The sequence below is a fragment of the Candidatus Galacturonatibacter soehngenii genome (genome assembly GCF_008830185.1).
GTDB lineage: Bacteria > Bacillota > Clostridia > Lachnospirales > Lachnospiraceae > Lachnotalea > Lachnotalea soehngenii.
Window position 1 is genome coordinate 409,661 of record NZ_WAGX01000005.1, and the last position, 20,107, is coordinate 429,767.

21 protein-coding genes and 3 riboswitches are annotated in these 20,107 nt (G+C 33.7%); of the genes, 2 read left to right on the top strand and 19 right to left on the bottom strand.

Annotated features, from left to right (window positions below):
- Window positions 1–14 precede the first annotated feature (14 nt).
- Complete coding sequence (locus F7O84_RS09395; RefSeq protein ID WP_243140853.1) at window positions 15–1,721, bottom strand: ribonuclease J; 1,707 nt, start codon at window positions 1,719–1,721, stop codon at window positions 15–17.
- Window positions 1,722–1,870: 149 nt separating this feature from the next.
- Between F7O84_RS09395 and F7O84_RS09400 the strand changes: the two genes are divergently transcribed.
- Window positions 1,871–2,545 carry a Crp/Fnr family transcriptional regulator gene (locus F7O84_RS09400; protein WP_151144334.1) on the top strand — a complete coding sequence of 225 codons (675 nt, stop codon included), beginning with the start codon at window positions 1,871–1,873 and terminating at the stop codon, window positions 2,543–2,545.
- A gap of 65 nt (window positions 2,546–2,610) precedes the next feature.
- On the opposite strand, the gene F7O84_RS09405 is transcribed toward F7O84_RS09400, so the two are convergent.
- The 15 genes from F7O84_RS09405 to F7O84_RS09480 all read right to left on the bottom strand — a co-directional run bounded on the left by F7O84_RS09405 (window position 2,611) and on the right by F7O84_RS09480 (window position 16,498).
- Window positions 2,611–3,918, bottom strand: a complete 1,308-nt coding sequence (locus F7O84_RS09405) for a redoxin domain-containing protein (RefSeq protein ID WP_151144335.1) — start codon at window positions 3,916–3,918, stop codon at window positions 2,611–2,613.
- 301 nt (window positions 3,919–4,219) lie between these two features.
- Complete coding sequence (gene trxA / locus F7O84_RS09415) at window positions 4,220–4,531, bottom strand: thioredoxin (RefSeq protein WP_151144336.1); 312 nt, start codon at window positions 4,529–4,531, stop codon at window positions 4,220–4,222.
- Window positions 4,532–4,659: 128 nt separating this feature from the next.
- Complete coding sequence (locus F7O84_RS09420; protein WP_151144337.1) at window positions 4,660–5,208, bottom strand: folate family ECF transporter S component; 549 nt, start codon at window positions 5,206–5,208, stop codon at window positions 4,660–4,662.
- A 68-nt stretch (window positions 5,209–5,276) separates the two neighbouring features.
- Window positions 5,277–5,375, bottom strand: a riboswitch (THF riboswitch).
- Window positions 5,376–5,438: 63 nt separating this feature from the next.
- Complete coding sequence (locus tag F7O84_RS09425) at window positions 5,439–5,795, bottom strand: metal-sensing transcriptional repressor (protein WP_151144338.1); 357 nt, start codon at window positions 5,793–5,795, stop codon at window positions 5,439–5,441.
- Between the two features lie 138 nt (window positions 5,796–5,933).
- The gene (locus F7O84_RS09430) at window positions 5,934–6,437 is read right to left on the bottom strand and encodes an HD domain-containing protein (RefSeq protein WP_151144339.1); all 504 of its coding nucleotides are present in this window, start codon (window positions 6,435–6,437) and stop codon (window positions 5,934–5,936) included.
- A gap of 130 nt (window positions 6,438–6,567) precedes the next feature.
- Window positions 6,568–7,116, bottom strand: a complete 549-nt coding sequence (locus F7O84_RS09435; RefSeq protein ID WP_151144337.1) for a folate family ECF transporter S component — start codon at window positions 7,114–7,116, stop codon at window positions 6,568–6,570.
- A 68-nt stretch (window positions 7,117–7,184) separates the two neighbouring features.
- Window positions 7,185–7,283: riboswitch (THF riboswitch) on the bottom strand.
- Between the two features lie 63 nt (window positions 7,284–7,346).
- Window positions 7,347–7,703, bottom strand: a complete 357-nt coding sequence (locus F7O84_RS09440) for a metal-sensing transcriptional repressor (protein WP_151144338.1) — start codon at window positions 7,701–7,703, stop codon at window positions 7,347–7,349.
- A gap of 138 nt (window positions 7,704–7,841) precedes the next feature.
- Window positions 7,842–8,345, bottom strand: coding sequence for an HD domain-containing protein (locus tag F7O84_RS09445; RefSeq protein ID WP_151144339.1), 504 nt, complete (start codon window positions 8,343–8,345; stop codon window positions 7,842–7,844).
- A 131-nt stretch (window positions 8,346–8,476) separates the two neighbouring features.
- On the bottom strand, window positions 8,477–9,034 hold the full coding sequence (locus tag F7O84_RS09450; protein WP_151144340.1) for a chromate transporter: 558 nt from the start codon (window positions 9,032–9,034) through the stop codon (window positions 8,477–8,479).
- Window positions 9,031–9,612 carry a chromate transporter gene (locus F7O84_RS09455; protein ID WP_151144341.1) on the bottom strand — a complete coding sequence of 194 codons (582 nt, stop codon included), beginning with the start codon at window positions 9,610–9,612 and terminating at the stop codon, window positions 9,031–9,033. The genes F7O84_RS09450 and F7O84_RS09455 overlap by 4 nt, the downstream gene beginning before the upstream one ends.
- 206 nt (window positions 9,613–9,818) lie before the next feature.
- A complete protein-coding gene (locus tag F7O84_RS09460; RefSeq protein WP_151144342.1) occupies window positions 9,819–12,020 on the bottom strand; it encodes a transglycosylase domain-containing protein in 2,202 nt (733 codons plus the stop codon).
- 178 nt (window positions 12,021–12,198) lie between these two features.
- Entirely contained in the window at window positions 12,199–12,972 is a 774-nt protein-coding gene (locus tag F7O84_RS09465) for an EFR1 family ferrodoxin (protein WP_151144343.1), read from the bottom strand.
- A 106-nt stretch (window positions 12,973–13,078) separates the two neighbouring features.
- Window positions 13,079–14,362 carry a glutamate-5-semialdehyde dehydrogenase gene (locus F7O84_RS09470; RefSeq protein ID WP_151144344.1) on the bottom strand — a complete coding sequence of 428 codons (1,284 nt, stop codon included), beginning with the start codon at window positions 14,360–14,362 and terminating at the stop codon, window positions 13,079–13,081.
- Between the two features lie 26 nt (window positions 14,363–14,388).
- On the bottom strand, window positions 14,389–15,516 hold the full coding sequence (locus F7O84_RS09475) for a tocopherol cyclase family protein (protein WP_151144345.1): 1,128 nt from the start codon (window positions 15,514–15,516) through the stop codon (window positions 14,389–14,391).
- A 37-nt stretch (window positions 15,517–15,553) separates the two neighbouring features.
- Entirely contained in the window at window positions 15,554–16,498 is a 945-nt protein-coding gene (locus F7O84_RS09480) for a tRNA dihydrouridine synthase (RefSeq protein WP_151144346.1), read from the bottom strand.
- Window positions 16,499–16,639: 141 nt separating this feature from the next.
- Between F7O84_RS09480 and F7O84_RS09485 the strand changes: the two genes are divergently transcribed.
- Window positions 16,640–17,002: a NifB/NifX family molybdenum-iron cluster-binding protein gene (locus tag F7O84_RS09485; RefSeq protein ID WP_151144347.1), complete on the top strand. Its 363-nt coding sequence runs from the start codon at window positions 16,640–16,642 to the stop codon at window positions 17,000–17,002.
- A 117-nt stretch (window positions 17,003–17,119) separates the two neighbouring features.
- On the opposite strand, the gene F7O84_RS09490 is transcribed toward F7O84_RS09485, so the two are convergent.
- The 3 genes from F7O84_RS09490 to F7O84_RS09500 form a co-directional block, all read right to left on the bottom strand.
- Window positions 17,120–17,581, bottom strand: a complete 462-nt coding sequence (locus tag F7O84_RS09490) for a DUF134 domain-containing protein (protein ID WP_151144348.1) — start codon at window positions 17,579–17,581, stop codon at window positions 17,120–17,122.
- Entirely contained in the window at window positions 17,551–18,054 is a 504-nt protein-coding gene (locus F7O84_RS09495; RefSeq protein ID WP_151144349.1) for a C-GCAxxG-C-C family protein, read from the bottom strand. Before F7O84_RS09495 ends, F7O84_RS09490 begins: the two co-directional genes overlap by 31 nt.
- 326 nt (window positions 18,055–18,380) lie before the next feature.
- The gene (locus F7O84_RS09500) at window positions 18,381–19,625 is read right to left on the bottom strand and encodes a cation:proton antiporter (RefSeq protein WP_151144350.1); all 1,245 of its coding nucleotides are present in this window, start codon (window positions 19,623–19,625) and stop codon (window positions 18,381–18,383) included.
- A gap of 147 nt (window positions 19,626–19,772) precedes the next feature.
- Window positions 19,773–19,901, bottom strand: a riboswitch (cyclic di-AMP (ydaO/yuaA leader).
- Window positions 19,902–20,107 lie beyond the last annotated feature (206 nt).

The window sequence follows — 20,107 nt, forward strand, 5'->3', positions numbered from 1 at the left end:
TTTTTGTTGATACTTTATGAGTCTATTTCTATGATGATAGGTAAGATTAATGGCGCTCGTTTCATTTCCTTCCATAAAAAGTCGTTCAAATCTTCTTTGATTGCTGTCTTTATTTTTCCCCAATCAGAAATATTTTTACTCAAACACCGATCCACACTTTTAAATGCTAATTGCTTTATTTTCCCCATTAACTCATCCGCCTCTCTTACATAGACAAAACCTCTTGATATAATATCTGGGCCTGATAGGATTTGATTGGTTGTTTTTTGTAATCCAATTATGATTATAATAAGTCCATTTTCTGCTAATATCTGTCTGTCCTTGATAACGATATTTCCCACATCACCAATTCCCAGCCCGTCTACGTAGATTTCTCGTGCTTTTACCTGACCTGCTATGTTTGCTTCTTTTTCTGATAGCTCTAATACATTACCTGATTGCAAAAGAAAGATATTCTTACTCTCAATCCCCATGGCTTGGGCCAAATTTTGTTGTGCTTTTAGATGTTTAAATTCTCCATGTAATGGAATCGCATATTGAGGTCTAACTAATGCATAGATTAGTTTGATTTCCTCTTCACATGCGTGTCCCGATACATGAGTATCTTGGTATATCACTTCTGCGCCTTTCATGGCAAGTTCATTGATAACTCTAGATACCGCCTTTTCGTTACCAGGTATCGGTGTGGAACTAAATATAATCTGATCTCCTGGTTTAATGGATATCGTTCGATGAGTTGAATCCGCCATGCGAGAAAGTCCTGCCATAGACTCCCCTTGACTTCCTGTTGTAATGATGACTAGCTGTTCATCTGTATAACTTTTCATCTGATCCACATCGATAATCGTTTGATCTGGAATCGTAAGGTATCCAAGCTCTGATGCTACTTGGATTACATTTACCATACTTCTGCCTTGGATGACAACTTTTCTATTAAACTCATAGGCCGTATAAATAATTTGTTGTACACGGTCTATGTTCGATGCAAAGGTTGCTACAATTATCCGATTTTTCTTATTTTCAGAAAAAATATTGCGAAAGGTTTTAGCTACTAGTTTTTCAGAAATTGTAAATCCTGGTCTTTGTGCATTGGTGCTATCGCAAAGAAGTGCCAAGACGCCCTTTTTTCCAAGTTCTGCAAAACGTTGCAAGTTTATCGTATCCCCAAACAATGGTGTATAGTCAATCTTAAAATCCCCCGTATGAACGATAATACCAGCAGGTGAAAAAATTGCTAGTGCTGAAGCATCTGCAATACTATGATTTGTCTTAATAAACTCAACGCGGAAAATACCTAGATTTATCGATTGTCCATGCTTTACTACTTTTCTTTTGGTTGAATGTATGAGATTATGTTCCTTTAACTTTAAATCAATTAATCCTAGCGTTAATTTTGTTGCGTAAACTGGAACATTTAAATCCTTCAATACATATGGTAAGGCTCCAATGTGATCTTCATGCCCATGCGTAATAAAAATTCCCTTAACTTTATCTTTGTTTTCAATCAAAAATGTAACATCTGGAATGACCAAATCTATTCCAAGCATTCCTTCTTCTGGGAATGAAATACCACAATCCACAACAATAATCTGATTGTCACATTCAAAAGCAGTGATATTCATTCCTATTTTCCCAAGACCTCCAAGAGGTATTAACTTTACTTTCTTTTCATTGGCTTGTTTTAATTCCTTCATATTTCCCCTGTCTTTCTTATCTTTCATACATACAAATCTATTAGATTTTAACTGCAACGCTTAGCCATGCCACCTCTGGCTGAACTGTTACATATTATTCCCTTAAACACTTAGAATGATACTGTTTTTTTATCTAATATTTGTTATAATAAAAGGAAAAAGATAGGAGGGTTACTATGCTTGACAAAGAGGCTCTGGATTATGTGACATCTCGCTTAAGCTTTTGGGATAAACTTGACAGTGATGAAAAAAATATACTTTCAAACAATATAACAAAGATTAACTACCGTAAAGGTAGTAAACTATATAGTAAAAATGGAGAGTGCTTAGGTGTACTTCTCGTTCATACGGGTGAGTTACGTGTTTATATCTTATCAGAGGATGGTCGTGACGTTACTTTATATCGAATACTAGAGGGGGATTTATGTGTTTTATCTGCTTCTTGTGTTTTAAATAGCATTACTTTTGATGTAGAAATTGAAGCAGAGGTTGATACCGAAGTTTATTTATTAAATATTCAAGCTTTTAGTAAGCTTGCTAGCCAGAATATATATGTAGAAAATTTTGCATATAAGAATGCAATTGAACGTTTTTCTGATGTAATGTGGTCAATGGAACAAATATTGTTTATGCGCTTTGATAAGCGACTTGCCATTTTTTTGCTGGATGAAATGGCAAAAAATAATTCTTATGACTTAAACTTAACACAAGAACAAATTGCCAAATATGTGGGAAGTGCAAGAGAAGTGGTTTCAAGAATGTTAAAGGTATTTCAATCACAAGGAATACTAGAGCAATCCAGAGGGGCAATTCATATCATTGATCGAGATAAATTAATGGCACTTATATAACATAGGGTTAAAAATACTGATTTATAAAAGCGATTGCTTTCATAAATCAGCATTTTTTTATTCTTCTAATTCGTTGATTCAAGTACCTGATTAATTACATTTTGCATAATGTCCTTTGTCATCATACCTGGTACATAACCAGCCACATTACCGTTTTTATCAATCATAAATGTAGTTGGGAATGCGGATATATAATAGGACTGAAATAATTCTCCACTTTCATCAAATACCGTTGGGAATGTGTATCCATTTTCTTGTAAAAAATCAGTGATTTCTTCTTTGGTAACATCCTGATTATTTGGATAAGTGTCACTTTTGGGATTGGTGACTCCAAGAAATACCACGTCCTCCTCATTTAAATTATAATCTTGATATAACTCTTCAATATGAGGCATTTCTTCTTTACATGGCGGACACCAAGTAGCCCAGAAATTAAGGAAAACCACTTTACCTTTGTAATCTGATAAGGTATGCTCGTTTCCATATTGATCGGTCAATGTAAAATCAATCGCAGGTAATGTCTCATTTTTACTCTCTTCTTCTTCTGCCGTTTCGCTTTCTTGTTTTGTTTCCTTTGTTTGCGATTCCTTTGTGGTATTTTCTTTAGCAACTTCTTTTTCAACGTTTTGCTGCTTTAAAGTTATCGAATTTAAATAACTAGATATTCCATTCATCCAACCAGTAAAAGTCATAATTCCCATAATAAGTAAAATGACTCCACCCGCTTTTATCGCATACTTAAGCAGACGTTGTTTTCGCTTTAAGAAATTAAGTGCTTGCGTTGTAAATAAACCAAGTATCAAGAATGGAATTAAGAAACCTAATGCATATACGAAAACAAGTAAATTACCTGTTGCTGCAGTTTTGGCTCCTGATGCCATAATTAATACTGACGAAAGTGCAGGGCCAATACAAGGAGTCCAGGCAAAGCTAAAGGTAAATCCCATCAAAAGTGCCATGATAGGGTTCATTGTTTTATTCGCAAAATTAATATTTATTTTTCTCTCTTTTTGTAAGAAGGCAAAATCAAAAATACCAAGTTGAAAAAGTCCAAGAAATATAATTAAAATTCCACCTATTCTAGTAAACAACAATTTGTGACTACTAAAAAAATTACCGAGTACTGAAAAAGACATACCTAATATAAAGAAGGCAAATGAAATTCCTAGAACAAAAAATAAAGTATGTGCAAAAACCTTTTTTCTTTCGTATGTAACAGTCCCAAACTCATCTGTTCTTTTTGCATTACCAGCTAATACACTCATATAAACTGGAATTAACGGAATGACACAAGGTGAAAAAAAAGATAAAACTCCTTCTAAAAAAACAAGTATAAGACTAATGCTATTCGTTGTTACGATATCTGCGATCATTCAAAACTCCTTTCATACTATGAAAAAGATAATACGACTCCAATTACTGTTGTTACAACGATAAGTCGATAGAAAACCATTCCTATACCATATGGATGAATTAAAATTGCCATATAACATTCTCCTCTTATTTTTTTCACAACCTAAGTAAGTTGATATTTGACAACTTTAATTATAAAGATAATTTCATTTATCTCTGTGACTATATCACAAACGATAATATAATATACTATTTTATGATATAAAATACTCCTCCTTGTAATAACTACAAGGGGGAGCATCCCTTAACACAGATTGAATTTTATTGAATCATTGCTAAAATATTTTGTTTGGATTGAACTCCAACTGCACTTTGTACTACTTTTCCATCTTTGATTACAACCAAAGTAGGAATACTCATTACGTTGTATTTTTGAGCCAAATCACGCTCTTCGTCCACATTCACTTTACCAACTTTTGCCGAATCTCCTAATTCCTCTGCTACCTCATCTACCACTGGACCAACCATTCTACATGGTCCACACCAATCTGCCCAAAAATCTAATAAAACTGGTTTATCGGATTGCATTACTTCTGAATCGAAATTATTTTTTGTTATTTTTAGTACACTCATATGAATTCTCCTTTGTCAATCATTTTATTTAATTTGTCCTACTTATATTTTAATATATTTCAGTACGTTTTTCTGTGATTTAGTCACATAAAATTCAATTGTATGATTACGATTTAAACCTTTAGACACTACTTCATGTGGGGTTTTATTAATTTAACGGTATAGGTTAGTATAATAAACAAAATGATTGTATCAATTGGCCACATAATCAGATTCTTAATTACTCTGGCTGAAATCAATATCATAAATCCTTTGCCATAAAGTATACTTAGCCAAATTGTATTAAGAATACAGTTTACGATTACTTTATCAACCAAACCTGCAATTGCTATACGTGTCAATTTTACTGGTTTCTTATAAAGAAAGATACCATAAATGATTCCACTTGCAATTTCACTGATTGTAAATCCTACAAAAAAAGGTCCAGTCGGTCTTACGAAATAACGGATGATATCAAGTGTACCACCAAAAATCCCTCCGACAATAGGTCCAAACAGTAATTCAATTACTCTGTTAGGAATTCCCCAAAATCCAATTTTTATGTACGGTCCAATTTGAATGGTTGTAATAAAGGTTAGAATAACAGCAATTGCAGCCATTAACCCACAAAAAATGACATTTCTTGTTTGTTTAAACTCGTACAAGGTTTCTTTGCTTACTCTTAGTAGCTTATTCATAAATTGCCTCCTTTGTTGCAGTAATTTCCTAATACTACATAAAAAAGGCAATATAAGCCTCACTATGTAGCAGCGGGATGCGAACTTCGTACCGCAAGTTTTCACTTTTCGTCCAAATGACAACTCCCTGTTCACTTGGCACTTAACGCACAAAATTCTACTCTGCTTTGTTGTATTGTTTTACCATAGTTGTTCTTGTCCTATGGATTTATACATTTCATTACTTTTGATTATTTAATGAAGCTATCAATCGCTTTATTAAGATTATCAATGGCTTCTTTATCTCCTGATTCCACAGCATCTACGATACAGTGTTCCAAATGGTCTTTTAAGATCACCTTACCTGTATTATTAAGAGCTGCAATAACCGCCGAAAGTTGAATCAAAACTTCACTACAATCTTTTCCTTCTTCTACCATACGACGAACTGATTCCAGATGTCCACTGGCACGAGCCAATCGGTTGATAACAGCCTTTGTATGCCTGTGATTATGATTATGCCCTTTGTTTTCCTTATCCATATGACTATGCTCATATGTAGTACCATCCAATCTTTTATGAATATGTACTTGTTCTCTTTCTTGCATAATCTTAATCCCCTCTTATTTGTTGTAGGTAAGCCTTGTGACTTCTTTCAGTACAAAAATAATGAAATATATATCATTTTAACTAATTTACAAAAAAATAGCAAGAAAAGGTTTGTTAATAGATTTGCTTTGTTATTACTACAAAGGTTTGATATACATTTGTTCTAATAATTTTTTTCCAGTTTCCGTTCGAAAAAGTTTATTTTTTACCTTTTCAATCGCTACATCATCCATATTATCTTCATACGCATTTACTAGAAAATCTGCTTCCACCAATATCTGATAATCCATTTCCACTATATTGTGATACGTATGATGGTGTGCAATCAAATAGCACACTCTCTCAATTATTTCACTCTCAATATTCAATGAAGATAATAGTTCTTTTGCCTCTGGAGGGCCCTCAATCTGCTGGTAATTTCCAGCACAACTGTTATACTTTTGTTCGCTTATTTTAATACCGATGTCGTGTGTAACTGCTGCTATTTCTAAAATGTTTTGTGTTTCTTCTGTTAGATTTTCCATCTCTCCAATGGTTTTTGCAAAGCTATAAACCTTTAAAAAATGATTGATTCGACGAACATCACCGCTATAATAAGAAATCATAGCATTTATTACTTCACCAATTTTACTTTTTGTCATCCTTGCCCTCTACTTTCTATCACAAAACAACTAATTTGTCCTACTTATATTTTAATATATTTCAGTACGTTTTTCTGTGATTTAGTCACATAAAATTCAATTGTATGATTACGATTTAAACCTTTAGACACTACTTCATGTGGGGTTTTATTAATTTAACGGTATAGGTTAGTATAATAAACAAAATGATTGTATCAATTGGCCACATAATCAGATTCTTAATTACTCTGGCTGAAATCAATATCATAAATCCTTTGCCATAAAGTATACTTAGCCAAATTGTATTAAGAATACAGTTTACGATTACTTTATCAACCAAACCTGCAATTGCTATACGTGTCAATTTTACTGGTTTCTTATAAAGAAAGATACCATAAATGATTCCACTTGCAATTTCACTGATTGTAAATCCTACAAAAAAAGGTCCAGTCGGTCTTACGAAATAACGGATGATATCAAGTGTACCACCAAAAATCCCTCCGACAATAGGTCCAAACAGTAATTCAATTACTCTGTTAGGAATTCCCCAAAATCCAATTTTTATGTACGGTCCAATTTGAATGGTTGTAATAAAGGTTAGAATAACAGCAATTGCAGCCATTAACCCACAAAAAATGACATTTCTTGTTTGTTTAAACTCGTACAAGGTTTCTTTGCTTACTCTTAGTAGCTTATTCATAAATTGCCTCCTTTGTTGCAGTAATTTCCTAATACTACATAAAAAAGGCAATATAAGCCTCACTATGTAGCAGCGGGATGCGAACTTCGTACCGCAAGTTTTCACTTTTCGTCCAAATGACAACTCCCTGTTCACTTGGCACTTAACGCACAAAATTCTACTCTGCTTTGTTGTATTGTTTTACCATAGTTGTTCTTGTCCTATGGATTTATACATTTCATTACTTTTGATTATTTAATGAAGCTATCAATCGCTTTATTAAGATTATCAATGGCTTCTTTATCTCCTGATTCCACAGCATCTACGATACAGTGTTCCAAATGGTCTTTTAAGATCACCTTACCTGTATTATTAAGAGCTGCAATAACCGCCGAAAGTTGAATCAAAACTTCACTACAATCTTTTCCTTCTTCTACCATACGACGAACTGATTCCAGATGTCCACTGGCACGAGCCAATCGGTTGATAACAGCCTTTGTATGCCTGTGATTATGATTATGCCCTTTGTTTTCCTTATCCATATGACTATGCTCATATGTAGTACCATCCAATCTTTTATGAATATGTACTTGTTCTCTTTCTTGCATAATCTTAATCCCCTCTTATTTGTTGTAGGTAAGCCTTGTGACTTCTTTCAGTACAAAAATAATGAAATATATATCATTTTAACTAATTTACAAAAAAATAGCAAGAAAAGGTTTGTTAATAGATTTGCTTTGTTATTACTACAAAGGTTTGATATACATTTGTTCTAATAATTTTTTTCCAGTTTCCGTTCGAAAAAGTTTATTTTTTACCTTTTCAATCGCTACATCATCCATATTATCTTCATACGCATTTACTAGAAAATCTGCTTCCACCAATATCTGATAATCCATTTCCACTATATTGTGATACGTATGATGGTGTGCAATCAAATAGCACACTCTCTCAATTATTTCACTCTCAATATTCAATGAAGATAATAGTTCTTTTGCCTCTGGAGGGCCCTCAATCTGCTGGTAATTTCCAGCACAACTGTTATACTTTTGTTCGCTTATTTTAATACCGATGTCGTGTGTAACTGCTGCTATTTCTAAAATGTTTTGTGTTTCTTCTGTTAGATTTTCCATCTCTCCAATGGTTTTTGCAAAGCTATAAACCTTTAAAAAATGATTGATTCGACGAACATCACCGCTATAATAAGAAATCATAGCATTTATTACTTCACCAATTTTACTTTTTGTCATCCTTGCCCTCTACTTTCTATCACAAAACAACTATTTTAACTGATAACTATTACTATTATACATACCGTACATACAGATGGCAAGAGTGAAGAAATAGAGAAACTTTAATTACCACGACACTTTTGTTCCAATTAGGAAAATACTAACATACCAACCAAACCTGATAACAGCATAATGAAGATTGGATTTGCCTTGTATCTTCTTAGGCCTATCAATGCAAAGGTAAAAATGACGATAGATGCATAATCGATTGAATGAAACCGAAGTAAATCCTGTCTTTCAAGACCAAATGAAGCTTGGCATAGAGAAAGTCCTGCTGATAAAACAAGAGCAATTACAGCTGGCCTTAATCCTTTTAATATCCCTTGTATCATGGAAAGTCCACGATATCTATAATACAAAGTAGACAATATCATAATTATGATACAGGAAGGCAAGATACAGCCAGCGGTTGCAACAACGGCTCCCAAAACACCTGCAACACGAAGCCCTACAAAGGTAGCACTATTTATGGCAATCGGACCTGGTGTCATCTGAGATACTGTTATAACATCTGCAAACTCCTTCATACTTAACCACCCATGAAGGTCAACGATTTGGTTTTGAATAAGGGGCATCGATGCATACCCTCCACCAAAACTAAATAAACCAATTTGAAAAAAACTCCAAAATATCTTTATATAAATCATAATCTTTTACCACTTCTTTTTCTCTTCTTTTGATATTCATTTATTCCTCCAGTGAAAGCTGCTCCAATAATGATAAAGGCTACATTTATCTGAAAAAGAAAGGACGCTAAAAAAGCAGCTACCAAGACAATATAAAATGTGTTATTTCTTTCTTCCTTGCCTTCTTTTACCATGTCGAGTACAACCGATAAAATCACCGCAGCAACTCCTGCCTGCATGCCTTTTAACATACCATTGATATAAGTGTTTTTTATGAAAGAAGAGTATATCGTAGAAATTATGGATAATATGAAAAATGGTGGTAAAATAGTCGCAAGAATTGTTACAATTGAACCAACTACCCCTTTTAATCGATACCCAACTAATATAGCAACATTTACTGCCAACGGTCCTGGTGATGCTTGAGCAATCGCTATCAAATCAATCATTTCCTCCTCATCAATCCAGTGATACCTATCTACAAATCTTTTTCTTAGTAAGGGTACAATCACATATCCCCCTCCAAAGGTAAATAAGCTGATATAAAAGGTCGACCAAAATAACGTTGCATAAAATTTCAAATTTTCTCTCACAATCATTACCTCCAAATATCTCTATTATAATACTTGTCGATTCATAAGTAAAATTGTATACGTTAATTACATGATAGTCTTCTTTTCTTAAAACTCTACAGGCATTACTACTTCTTCCTCCAGACTGGCACATAAGGACAAAGTTATTTGTGACTGAATCACAAAAATAATCGGTTACAAAACATTCGTTTTGTAACCGATATTGGTCTATCTTATTCGGAAAGAGAGCCAAATGCTTCGCTAACCTTTTGACTCATCTCAGCTCTTAAGGTATCGCTAGAAATTTGATTTACCTTTATCATTGCATTGTCATACATTGAATTTGCATAAGCTGGCCAGTTTGGATCGGCCGTATTAATGGCATACATATTATTTATAATCTCTTGAACGGATTCGGCAACAGCTAAATCGCTATCTGTTGCATCATCATAATTAGACAACTCTTCTTCATTTTGCTCAAAAGTACCATCAAAGCTTTTAGCCGGTAAATCTTTGATATACTCACTCATTGCTTTGTTCCAGATTTTTAATGGGTAGGAGGCTCCGTATAGTCCTGTCATAGCCTTTGGATTGTCATATCCAACCCACACTGAAATCGTATAATACGGTGTCACACCACTAAACCAACCATCTTTATTGTCATTTGTTGTTCCTGTTTTACCTGCTGCTTGTGTCTTACTTGACCATCCAGCTGACCTAGCAGTACCTTTGGTAATAACACCTTTTAAAACATCAATCATTCCAATCGCTGCATTTTCTGTATAAACCTGTCTGGTCTGTCTTTTGTCTTCATACACTTCTTTTCCGTCTTTATCTATGATTGATACAATGCAATCTGGTTGTGTATACACTCCTTTGTTCACGAGTGTATTATAAGCGCTTGCCATTTCAACGGTAGATACACCATAAGTAAGTCCTCCAAGGGATGCAGATTCATAAAAATCATTTGGTACTATTTTTGCAAAATTCATACTCTGTAAATAGCTTAATGCCTTTTTCGGTGTGATTTCTAGCATTAGTCCCCATGCCGCACCATTTTTTGATTGTTCGACGGCGTTACGAAACTCAATCGGACTTCCTGTCACTTCTTTTGATGCTTTCCATGTGTCAATATTAATGTCCGTAATTGTACTGTCTGGATTATAACCCATCTCTAAAGCAGGCGCATAAACTATAAGCGGCTTTATTGCACTTCCTGGCTGTCGATAACTTTGGTAAGCTCGATTTAAATATGTTGTAATCTCTTGAGACCTACCACCTATGATTGCAACTACTTTATTGGTCTCATTGTCAATACAAGTTGCACTACTTTGCAACGAATAGATTCCATTCTCATTCACATCCTCACTAAAGCTTAAAGCCGAGTCAATGGATTCTTGCAAAATTTCTTGCATATTCGAGTTGAGTGAAGTATGGATTTGATATCCACTCTTATACCATTCATTTCTTGCCTCTTCATAACTTACATTATAATTTTCAAGATATGTATTGTAAGCATCCATGCTATCAAATACATATTGGAATTCAAATCCATTGCGTTCCATAAAGTATCTGGTCACACAATCGATCGCGTAGCTTGCTGCATAAGGATTGGATTCAATGTTTTTAGCACTCATATCTAAAACAATATCTTCTGTAGTTGCAGCTTGATAATCCGATTCCTTAATATAACCCATTTCCTTCATGTCTTTTAAAATTTTATCTCTTCTTGTTAAAGCATTATCTGGGTTCTTAATCGGGTCATAGTAGGTCGGCGAATTAGGAATTGCACATAAATAGGCCATTTGACTCAAACTTAATTCTGATGCGGACTTATTAAAATATCCTTTTGCTGCAGCTTCAATTCCATAATAACCATTCATGTAATAAATATTATTCACATAATATTCCATAATCTGCTTTTTTGTGTAATGCTTTGTTAATTCCATTGCATAACACATTTCTTTTAATTTTCTCTCCAATGTAACTTCACTGGTAATATAGACTTTACGAACCAACTGTTGGGTAATCGTACTTGCACCATGCATTTGTTCTCCGCCAGTACGAACGTAATTATAAATAACACGTAGAATTCCTTTTAAATCCACACCACTGTTCGTCCAAAAAGTCCTATCCTCAATGGCTATGAATGCATTGATGACCTCTTTTGGTATTTCATCGTAGCTTAAATAATTCGTATCTTTTTCGTTCTTAATTTTCTTAATGATATTACCTTCATCATCATATATATATCCCGTTAAAGAAGAATAAAAAGCTTCATCTCCCATGGATTCGATATCTTGCTTTGCTTTTGTTGTATATTCTTGATATTTTGGAAAAAGTGCAAAGAATGGTACTAATATAAACACTATAATTAAAATAGTACCAATTATAAACCCTCTTCTAAAAGCACGTATGTATGTTTTTTTCTTCATATCTTATACCCTTTCGTTATACTATTTTTTTATTATAATACATTTCCACTCATTAATCTGCAAGTTTTATAAAATGTAAATAAATATTAAAATATTTAATAGTAATAACATATTTGTTTTTAATCGTTTCTGGCTATATAACGAAAGGAAGCCTTGTGGCTCCCCTCCTGCAATCTGGCTAATACTCACTTTTTATTGCTTGATATTGCTTACATGATTTACGGTTGTAAAGAATAGCGTTTTTGGGACAACTATTAATACATCTCATACAAAAAATACACTTTTTATCAAATTTAGGTATTTTTTTACACATTTTTATATTGCCAACAGGACATTTCTTTGCGCATAGACCACAGCCGTTGCACGATTGAGACGTAGAATATTTTACTCCAAACCATGCAAATAATTTCGTAAACAGATATCCCGATGCAAAGGTTACTTGGCTATACAATGGTTTCATTGTTTCTTTTGATTCTTTCCCCGTCAAAAGACAAGTAATCAGATGCTTCATTTCGCTTTCAAGCTTCTCTAGATTCTGTTTTACTTTCTCAGGTTTTGTTACGGGAAAGGAGTCAAAAATAACCATATTATTTGCTATGGGAATGCTTTTTGTTACAAGCAATCGATAGTTTTTTCTCTTTAGAATCTTTTCTATCTCATTAAAATTAGTTTCTAAGTGCGCTACCTGCGTACAAAACATCATAACTGGCACTCTTTTGTGATTCGTTGGCAGATAATCTTTTATGTATTTAATAAACTCGACTACTGGATATTCATAATACTTGGGGCAGCCAAGTATCAAAATATCAAAAGAATTTGCGTTAATTGGTGATTTCTCTTCAATGGAATGTATTTCGGTTGAACAATTCTTTTTGTTTAACATATCACTAATCTTTTTTACTACATAAAATGTATTCCCTGTACCACTAAAGTACAGTAGATATGCCTTCATTTAATCTTCATTACTCCTTTTAAGAATATTAACACAATCTGTTATTTTTATACATATGATTTATTAACAAATTATACGCCTATTTAAAAAGCTTTCCTTTATCTAACTATATCGTAATATCTTTAAAATGAAATGTCTTATTTCCACTCGCATAATCTGTTACGGTCTGCCCTGAGCCAAAAATCTTATACTTATAGCTTAATAGCCCTTCTAATCCAACAGGCCCTCTCGCATGAAGTTTGCTAGTACTAATCCCTACTTCTGCTCCAAAGCCGTAGCGGTAACCATCTGCAAATCTCGTAGAACAGTTATGATAGACATTGGCAGAATCAACCATCTTCATAAAAACATCAACAGCCTGCATATCTTCTGTGATAATGCAATCGGTGTGATGTGAACCATAATAATTAATATGATGAATGGCCTCCTCTACAGATTCTACCGTCTTAATCGCCAAAATGTAATCTAGATATTCCGTTTCATAATCTTGATCACTTAATTCATTGCATTCAATGAGTTCACATATATCCTTGCTTGCTCTGATTTCTACCTTCTTTTCCTCCAAAGCTATCTTCAAATCTTTTATAACCTCATGCATGATATCTTTGTGAATTAATAGTGTCTCTACTGTATTACAAGCAGATACATATTGAGTCTTAGCATCTACAACAATTGGGATTACCTTACTAATATCTGCTTTCTTATCCACATAAATGTGGCAAATTCCATCTGCATGCCCCATAACAGGTATCTTGGTATTGTTCATAATATATTGTACAAAGGAATTAGAGCCTCGTGGTATCAATAAATCAACGGATTCATGGCAAGTTAGAAGTTCATTAATCTCACTTCTTGCTTCTAACAACATCATACTGTCTTTAGGCAAATTAGCCAAACATATTGCATTTTGAATTATTTGAAACAAGATCTTATTTGTCTTCATTGCCTCGCTTCCACCCTTTAAGATAATGCAGTTTCCGCTCTTTATACATAAGGTAGAAATCTGAATCAAGGCATCAGGGCGCGCCTCAAAGATAACACCAATTACCCCAATTGGACAAGTCTCTTTATAAAGCTTTAATCCTTCATCCAATTCTCGTGCCAACTGTGTCTGAAACAATGGATCTTTCATTTTAATCAAGTCCTGAATTCCTGTTATGACATCTTGTAACTTTTTTTCATCAAATTTTAGTCGTCCTAAAACTGCCTTTTCAATGTTATTTTCAATGGCAAGTTCCATATCCTTATGATTTTCTTCTAAAATTTCTTCCTTGTGTTCTAATAACGCTTTTATAATTTCTTCCAATGCCTTATTTCGATTCTCTATCGACGTTCCTTGCAATTGTATGCTAGCTTGTTTTACCTTTTTAATATCCTCTTTTAAATTCAAGTTAACTCATCTCCTTAATCTTTGACTTACTTATCATATTCTCCATATTCACAACCAGTGTTTCGAAACTCTATCTCATCAATTAATACTTTAAAATCATTTGTTTTCTCATACAACTTAATTCTACCAAAACCCGTTCCACCATTCCACAAACGATTGTGACGTTTCTTACCGTTTGGTGCTTCATAATTAATCTTTAACATCTCATCTTTTTTACACTTTAGCACCAAATGCATGACTGAATGATGATTCTGGGCAATTAATTTCCAAGTGTGATAGATTTCACCTTCTTCAAAGCTAAAATCAATGCGAGAACCCGTCCAGAATTTCGAGAAATTATAGTCATACATTTTTCCTTCGTAGTACAATCCACCAAGTAATCTTCTATTTAATGTAATACCAAATACCTTTGGTCTACCACCGCCAAATTCAACCGCTGAATTGGCAAGAACCTTTCCAGTAAGTAAACTTTTCATATTACAGCTACTGATCCAAAGCCAAGGGGAAGTAAAATCAGCTCCCCAGTTTTTGTCTGCATATCCAAAGGATTTATCTGGTATGATATCATAAACTTCATTGTCATATTCGACAACTCCACTATATTTTGTCTTAATTCCCTCTGCATGCCAAAACATTTCAAACGCATTTAATTTTCGAAATAGCTTAGAAGCACCATATCCTACATGATACGATATTTGTTTGTCTATTTTTAAATCCCATTTCATGCTTCCTGCATCACACATATATTCTGGATGAAGGATTGCTTCTTCTTTTGATACCTCACAATAACCTTCCATATGCTTTTCTGTTAGGATGCAATCACCAATTTGAATGGAAAGGTTTTTTTTCTCAAAAGTAAAATCCGAAATGGGATAAAAATTATGAATTTGCTTTGGGTTTTCTCCCCAGCTTCCAACCTTTATCATAGCATAAGAAGGCTTCTTTCCAAGCTTTTGATTGTTTTTCTCTTGTCCAAGTACAGGAATCTCTTCTCCTAATGCAGGATTACATATAAAATACTCAATAAAAAACGCCTTTTCTTTTCCCGTTTTTCTATGATACCCAGTAAAATTATGCCACCACCAGTCATATCCTTTTTTTCTTAAGGGACCATTTAACATATAAAAATTACGGCTTATATCACTCTTGTTCATTTTGTCATCCTTTCAAAAAATCTATTGTCCCATGCACTTATAAACAACTTATTGTCTCCTCTTTAAAAATACTTTTGACAACCGCATCATATTCATATAACTTTTGCGCTTTTTTTATCTTTTTTACGTATTTATCAGGGTTAGAAAACATGTGACCAAAATAATGCCAAAACTCTTTCATTTTAAACAATACATTTTTTTCACCAAATAAAACACTTTGATAATCGGTGTAAATCTTATTATGAAACTCCCATAACTGATTCTTATCGAGATCTTCTTTTCCATTTATCTGACAAATCAAAAAAGGATTATATAGCAAACCTCTTCCAAGCATAACGGTATTTATGGTAGGAAACCTCTCTATTAATTTTTGATAATCTATCAATGTATGAATATCCCCATTGTAACATATAGGATTCTTGCTTAATTTTAGTGCATCTTCAAATATGAAAAGATTCGGTTTGTTATTGTAATAATCTGCTTGAAGCCTTGGATGAATGATTAATTCTTTGATCGGAAATTGATTGTAAATATCCATTAACGCATAAAATTCTTCTGGATCTTCCATGCCAATTCTTGTTTTAATCGATATTTGCGTGACCTTGCTTTCAAAAACCTCATCAAGAAATTCCTTTAATTCTTTCGGCTTTGCTAAAAAACCTGAACCTCTATATTTTGTGACCACTGTTTTAGAAGGACACCCAAGATTTAGATTTATTTCTTCATAGCCAAATTTGTGTAACTTAGATGAAGTATGAAGGAAATCCTTTGCCCTATTTGTCATGATTTGAGGAATTAGATTTATGTCTTTATTATTTTCTGGGAAAATATCATTTAATTCACGACTCTTAAAGCTTTCACTTAAATTAGCATTGATAAAAGGCGCAAAATATTTATCTACATTATTTCCACAAAAAGCATGATGTGCATTTCTATAAATATATCCTGTAATACCCTCCATTGGTGCAAAATAAAACTTCATATCCTTCTTTCTCCTTATCTTAAGTGTTTCTATTATACCATTTCCTTTGTATCAAATCTATAAAAATTATTTTAGTTATTGACATATGCCCATAATAATTTTAAGATTATACTAACTACAAATTCAAAAGGAGAAATGAAAATGAAAATTGCACTACCAACCAGACAAAATAACATTGACGAACATTTTGGACATTGTGAATACTACACAATCTATACCACGAATGAAAAAGCCATCTTGTCGGAGGAAACGTTACCTTCGCCAAAGGACTGTGGATGCAAATCTGGTATTGCAAAAACTTTAGCTGATCATGGAGTCACTGTAATGCTAGCGGGCAATATGGGAGAAAATGCAACAAGTATATTAAATGCAAATGGAATTGAAGTTATTAGAGGGTGTTTTGGCAATGTAAAAGAGGTAGCTCAATCTTGGCTTTCTGGTAAATTAATTGATTCAAAAGAATCCTGTCACTCACATGAATGTGGCGACCACGAAGCATACTAAAATAGAACATCTGCTTTGCTAACTTTTAACCAAGGTCTAAGGCAATCCCCATGGAAAAAGCGCAAAATGCTACAAGATTACTTGTTTTGCATTGTGCGCTTTTTATTTAATCTTAATCTATTGCTTATGACACATTCTTTTACTACATAATTTCTCATTACAATTTTTCTTACAGCACACTTTGAATGAACCACATTTGGGGCATGTATAATTTTCTTTAATTGCCTCTAAATTTTCAAAGCTATCTGACCATTCTTTCCCACATTGTACACAGTGAACAGGACATACCTTTCGGGTAAAATTTCCTCCCTCAATGTGCAATGCCTTTCCATTAACCAAGCAATCGGCTACCTTTTCTCTCGCAGCTAGAAGAATTCTTTGAAAAGTGGCCCTTGATACCTCCATTCTCTTTGCACATTCCTCTTGCTCAAAACCTTCTAAATCCTTTAAACGTATTGCTTCTAATTCCTCAAGCTTTAAAATATTTTCTGGTATTATTTCAGCAGAATTACTGGAAGGTATAAAATAAGATGTTGTAGGAATATGTTCTATTCTTCTCCATTTTGTTGGTCTTGCCATACTTTTTCCCCTTTTTGCTCCATGATATATTCATCCAATATCTCTGCTGCCATAGATACAAGTTCAAAACACGGTCTTTTTTTATAATATTCTTTTGTCCTTTCTTCCGGGACGGGTATATCTCTCTTATTATCAATTCCAAGCAATTCTCTACAAATGATGGAGTTGTTTTTCTCTTCAAATTTCTTAGCTAAATACTGTACACGAGTATAATGCTCGGACTTTTGTATTTGATCCCTTGGATTCGTATAACCAAATATCATACCTGCCGCCATAAACATTCCAGTTACAGCTCCGCAGACCTCTCTAAGTCGGCCCATTCCGCCTCCAAAGGAAGAACTAATTCGAAGTATTGTGTCTGAATCTAAATCATATTCATCCGAAAATGCTAGAAATACTGATTGTGCACAGTTGTAGCCTTCCATAAAATAATTCTTTGCCTGATCCTTGTGATTGATTTTAATAGTATTCATTATCTTATCTCACCATGCCCAATCTGTAATATCTTCTGATTTATACTTCTTATTTAATTATACTTTTTTTCTGGCATATGTCAATAATGACACTTTTACACCACTCATAACGATAAGCCTCTTTCATTCACCAGGCTTTAGTGATAAACTTTTCCTGCTGGAATAGTAAACATAAATCCTACACCAATACCTGAATCTTCATCAATTGATTCGTTTACTATTGACACTGCTCTACTATCTTTTCATTTTCAAGAACAGTAAATATAGTTTTACTAAATGGATGAGAATCACCAATAAGCATATGTAGGATGTTAAAAAAAGGAATGTTATCCTTCAGACACTGGTAAAGCAGCATGCGCTATATTATTTTTCTTTTTGTTATATTCTTTTTTCTTTTGATCCAATCCATTTATTTCTCCTGCTTTTTGTATTGCAAGCTTTGCAAAGATAGGTCCTGATATTTCGTATATCAACACACTAAACATAATTATGGTACTAATCTCTACGGCAAAATCTGGTATTTGTTGACGTACCAATACTAGAAGTCCAATAGATATACCCCCTTGTGGAAGTAAAGCAAAGCTAAGATATCTCGTAACCATAGGATCGGCTTTTACAATTTTTGCGCCACTCCATGCACCAAGCATTTTCCCTGCTGCTCTTGCTAACACATATGCAAAACCTACGAATCCAACTCGAATCAAAACATTTAACTCTAAGCTAGCTCCAGCTAATGTAAAAAACAAAATATAAACTGGAGATACAAAATCATTTAAAGAATCAAAAACTCTCTTAGAATTTTTTGTAATATTTACTACCGTTGCACCCATTACTATGCAAACTAATAAGGGGGATAAGCCCAAATAATTTGCAATTCCGGTTGCAATTCCGATTGCCGCCAAAGATACTGCTTGTAACTCATCACGAGCACTCGATTTTTTTAAGACTATGATATAAAGCAACCCCATAATTAACCCTATTACGATAGACCCTCCTATTTCAATAGCTGGTTCCATGAACAATTGGGCTACAGAAAATGTATGTTGGCCAGATGAAAGTTTTGCTAAAGAAATAGCAATCCCGAACGCAATAATACCAAATACATCGTCTAATGCAACTACAGGTAAAATTGTTCTAGTTAATGGACCATGTGCTTTATATTGTTTTATCACTAACATAGTAGCTGCTGGTGCTGTAGCGGCTGACATAGCTGCTATTACAATACTAAAAGCAAAGGGCTGATGGAATAAATAGTACATGATTATAAAGACGATTCCAATAGCTCCTATAACCTCTGTAAGAGTTATAATCACAATAGATTTACCTAATTTTATCATATCTTTAAGAATGAATTCATTCCCTAAAGTAAATGCTATCGTTGCTAATGCCAATTCATTAACAACTGAAAAAGATTCCATATCATTTGAATTAATGAATTTAAAAAATGTAGGTCCTAGAAAAAGACCAGCAACCAAAAAACCTGAAACATTAGGAAGCTTAAAATGTTTCGCTCCTCTTCCACCAATAACTCCAACAATTAATACAATGCTAATTTTTAATAATAAACTCAATTTTTTCCTCCAAATTGTAATTTTAAACCTTATGACATTGGCTTAACGCTTTATATAATCATAAACATCTAAATTACTCACAATCCCTCCTTATTGATATATTTTATGCATTAAAAAAGCGGATAAACTAACTCACTATGAGCTTCGTCATTCGCTTGGTATTCTCCTATGGGATTAGCTGACGGGTTAGGGCTTCCAAGTCGCCCTTCAATATTTCGGATTCACCCCTTAAATAGGTTTTCCCACTACAGTATTTGTATTCGGATTGTTTCACACAGTTTAGCATGGACCGAGTGAATAGTCAAATTGGCGTCTTTGCAATTAACGAAAAATGTAAATTTCCTTCAAAAAGAGCAAGTTTAAAATCATATGGTGCGGAGAAGTAATGGGGTTCTAGGAGCAGTCCTTGGATCTGTTGATTTTGCTGGTGGTAATGTAGTTCTATGAATTAAAGGATGTAGTACGTATGCAAACGAATCAGC

What these genes read in the sequence shown, in the direction of transcription:
- F7O84_RS09395 (WP_243140853.1), bottom strand. Translation starts at nt 1,721, where the DNA reads ATGAAAGATAAGAAAGACAGGGGAAATATGAAGGAATTAAAACAAGCC.
- F7O84_RS09400 (WP_151144334.1), top strand. Translation starts at nt 1,871, where the DNA reads ATGCTTGACAAAGAGGCTCTGGATTATGTGACATCTCGCTTAAGCTTT.
- F7O84_RS09405 (WP_151144335.1), bottom strand. Translation starts at nt 3,918, where the DNA reads ATGATCGCAGATATCGTAACAACGAATAGCATTAGTCTTATACTTGTT.
- trxA (WP_151144336.1), bottom strand. Translation starts at nt 4,531, where the DNA reads ATGAGTGTACTAAAAATAACAAAAAATAATTTCGATTCAGAAGTAATG.
- F7O84_RS09420 (WP_151144337.1), bottom strand. Translation starts at nt 5,208, where the DNA reads ATGAATAAGCTACTAAGAGTAAGCAAAGAAACCTTGTACGAGTTTAAA.
- F7O84_RS09425 (WP_151144338.1), bottom strand. Translation starts at nt 5,795, where the DNA reads ATGCAAGAAAGAGAACAAGTACATATTCATAAAAGATTGGATGGTACT.
- F7O84_RS09430 (WP_151144339.1), bottom strand. Translation starts at nt 6,437, where the DNA reads ATGACAAAAAGTAAAATTGGTGAAGTAATAAATGCTATGATTTCTTAT.
- F7O84_RS09435 (WP_151144337.1), bottom strand. Translation starts at nt 7,116, where the DNA reads ATGAATAAGCTACTAAGAGTAAGCAAAGAAACCTTGTACGAGTTTAAA.
- F7O84_RS09440 (WP_151144338.1), bottom strand. Translation starts at nt 7,703, where the DNA reads ATGCAAGAAAGAGAACAAGTACATATTCATAAAAGATTGGATGGTACT.
- F7O84_RS09445 (WP_151144339.1), bottom strand. Translation starts at nt 8,345, where the DNA reads ATGACAAAAAGTAAAATTGGTGAAGTAATAAATGCTATGATTTCTTAT.
- F7O84_RS09450 (WP_151144340.1), bottom strand. Translation starts at nt 9,034, where the DNA reads ATGATTTATATAAAGATATTTTGGAGTTTTTTTCAAATTGGTTTATTT.
- F7O84_RS09455 (WP_151144341.1), bottom strand. Translation starts at nt 9,612, where the DNA reads ATGATTGTGAGAGAAAATTTGAAATTTTATGCAACGTTATTTTGGTCG.
- F7O84_RS09460 (WP_151144342.1), bottom strand. Translation starts at nt 12,020, where the DNA reads ATGAAGAAAAAAACATACATACGTGCTTTTAGAAGAGGGTTTATAATT.
- F7O84_RS09465 (WP_151144343.1), bottom strand. Translation starts at nt 12,972, where the DNA reads ATGAAGGCATATCTACTGTACTTTAGTGGTACAGGGAATACATTTTAT.
- F7O84_RS09475 (WP_151144345.1), bottom strand. Translation starts at nt 15,516, where the DNA reads ATGAACAAGAGTGATATAAGCCGTAATTTTTATATGTTAAATGGTCCC.
- F7O84_RS09480 (WP_151144346.1), bottom strand. Translation starts at nt 16,498, where the DNA reads ATGAAGTTTTATTTTGCACCAATGGAGGGTATTACAGGATATATTTAT.
- F7O84_RS09485 (WP_151144347.1), top strand. Translation starts at nt 16,640, where the DNA reads ATGAAAATTGCACTACCAACCAGACAAAATAACATTGACGAACATTTT.
- F7O84_RS09490 (WP_151144348.1), bottom strand. Translation starts at nt 17,581, where the DNA reads ATGGCAAGACCAACAAAATGGAGAAGAATAGAACATATTCCTACAACA.
- F7O84_RS09495 (WP_151144349.1), bottom strand. Translation starts at nt 18,054, where the DNA reads ATGAATACTATTAAAATCAATCACAAGGATCAGGCAAAGAATTATTTT.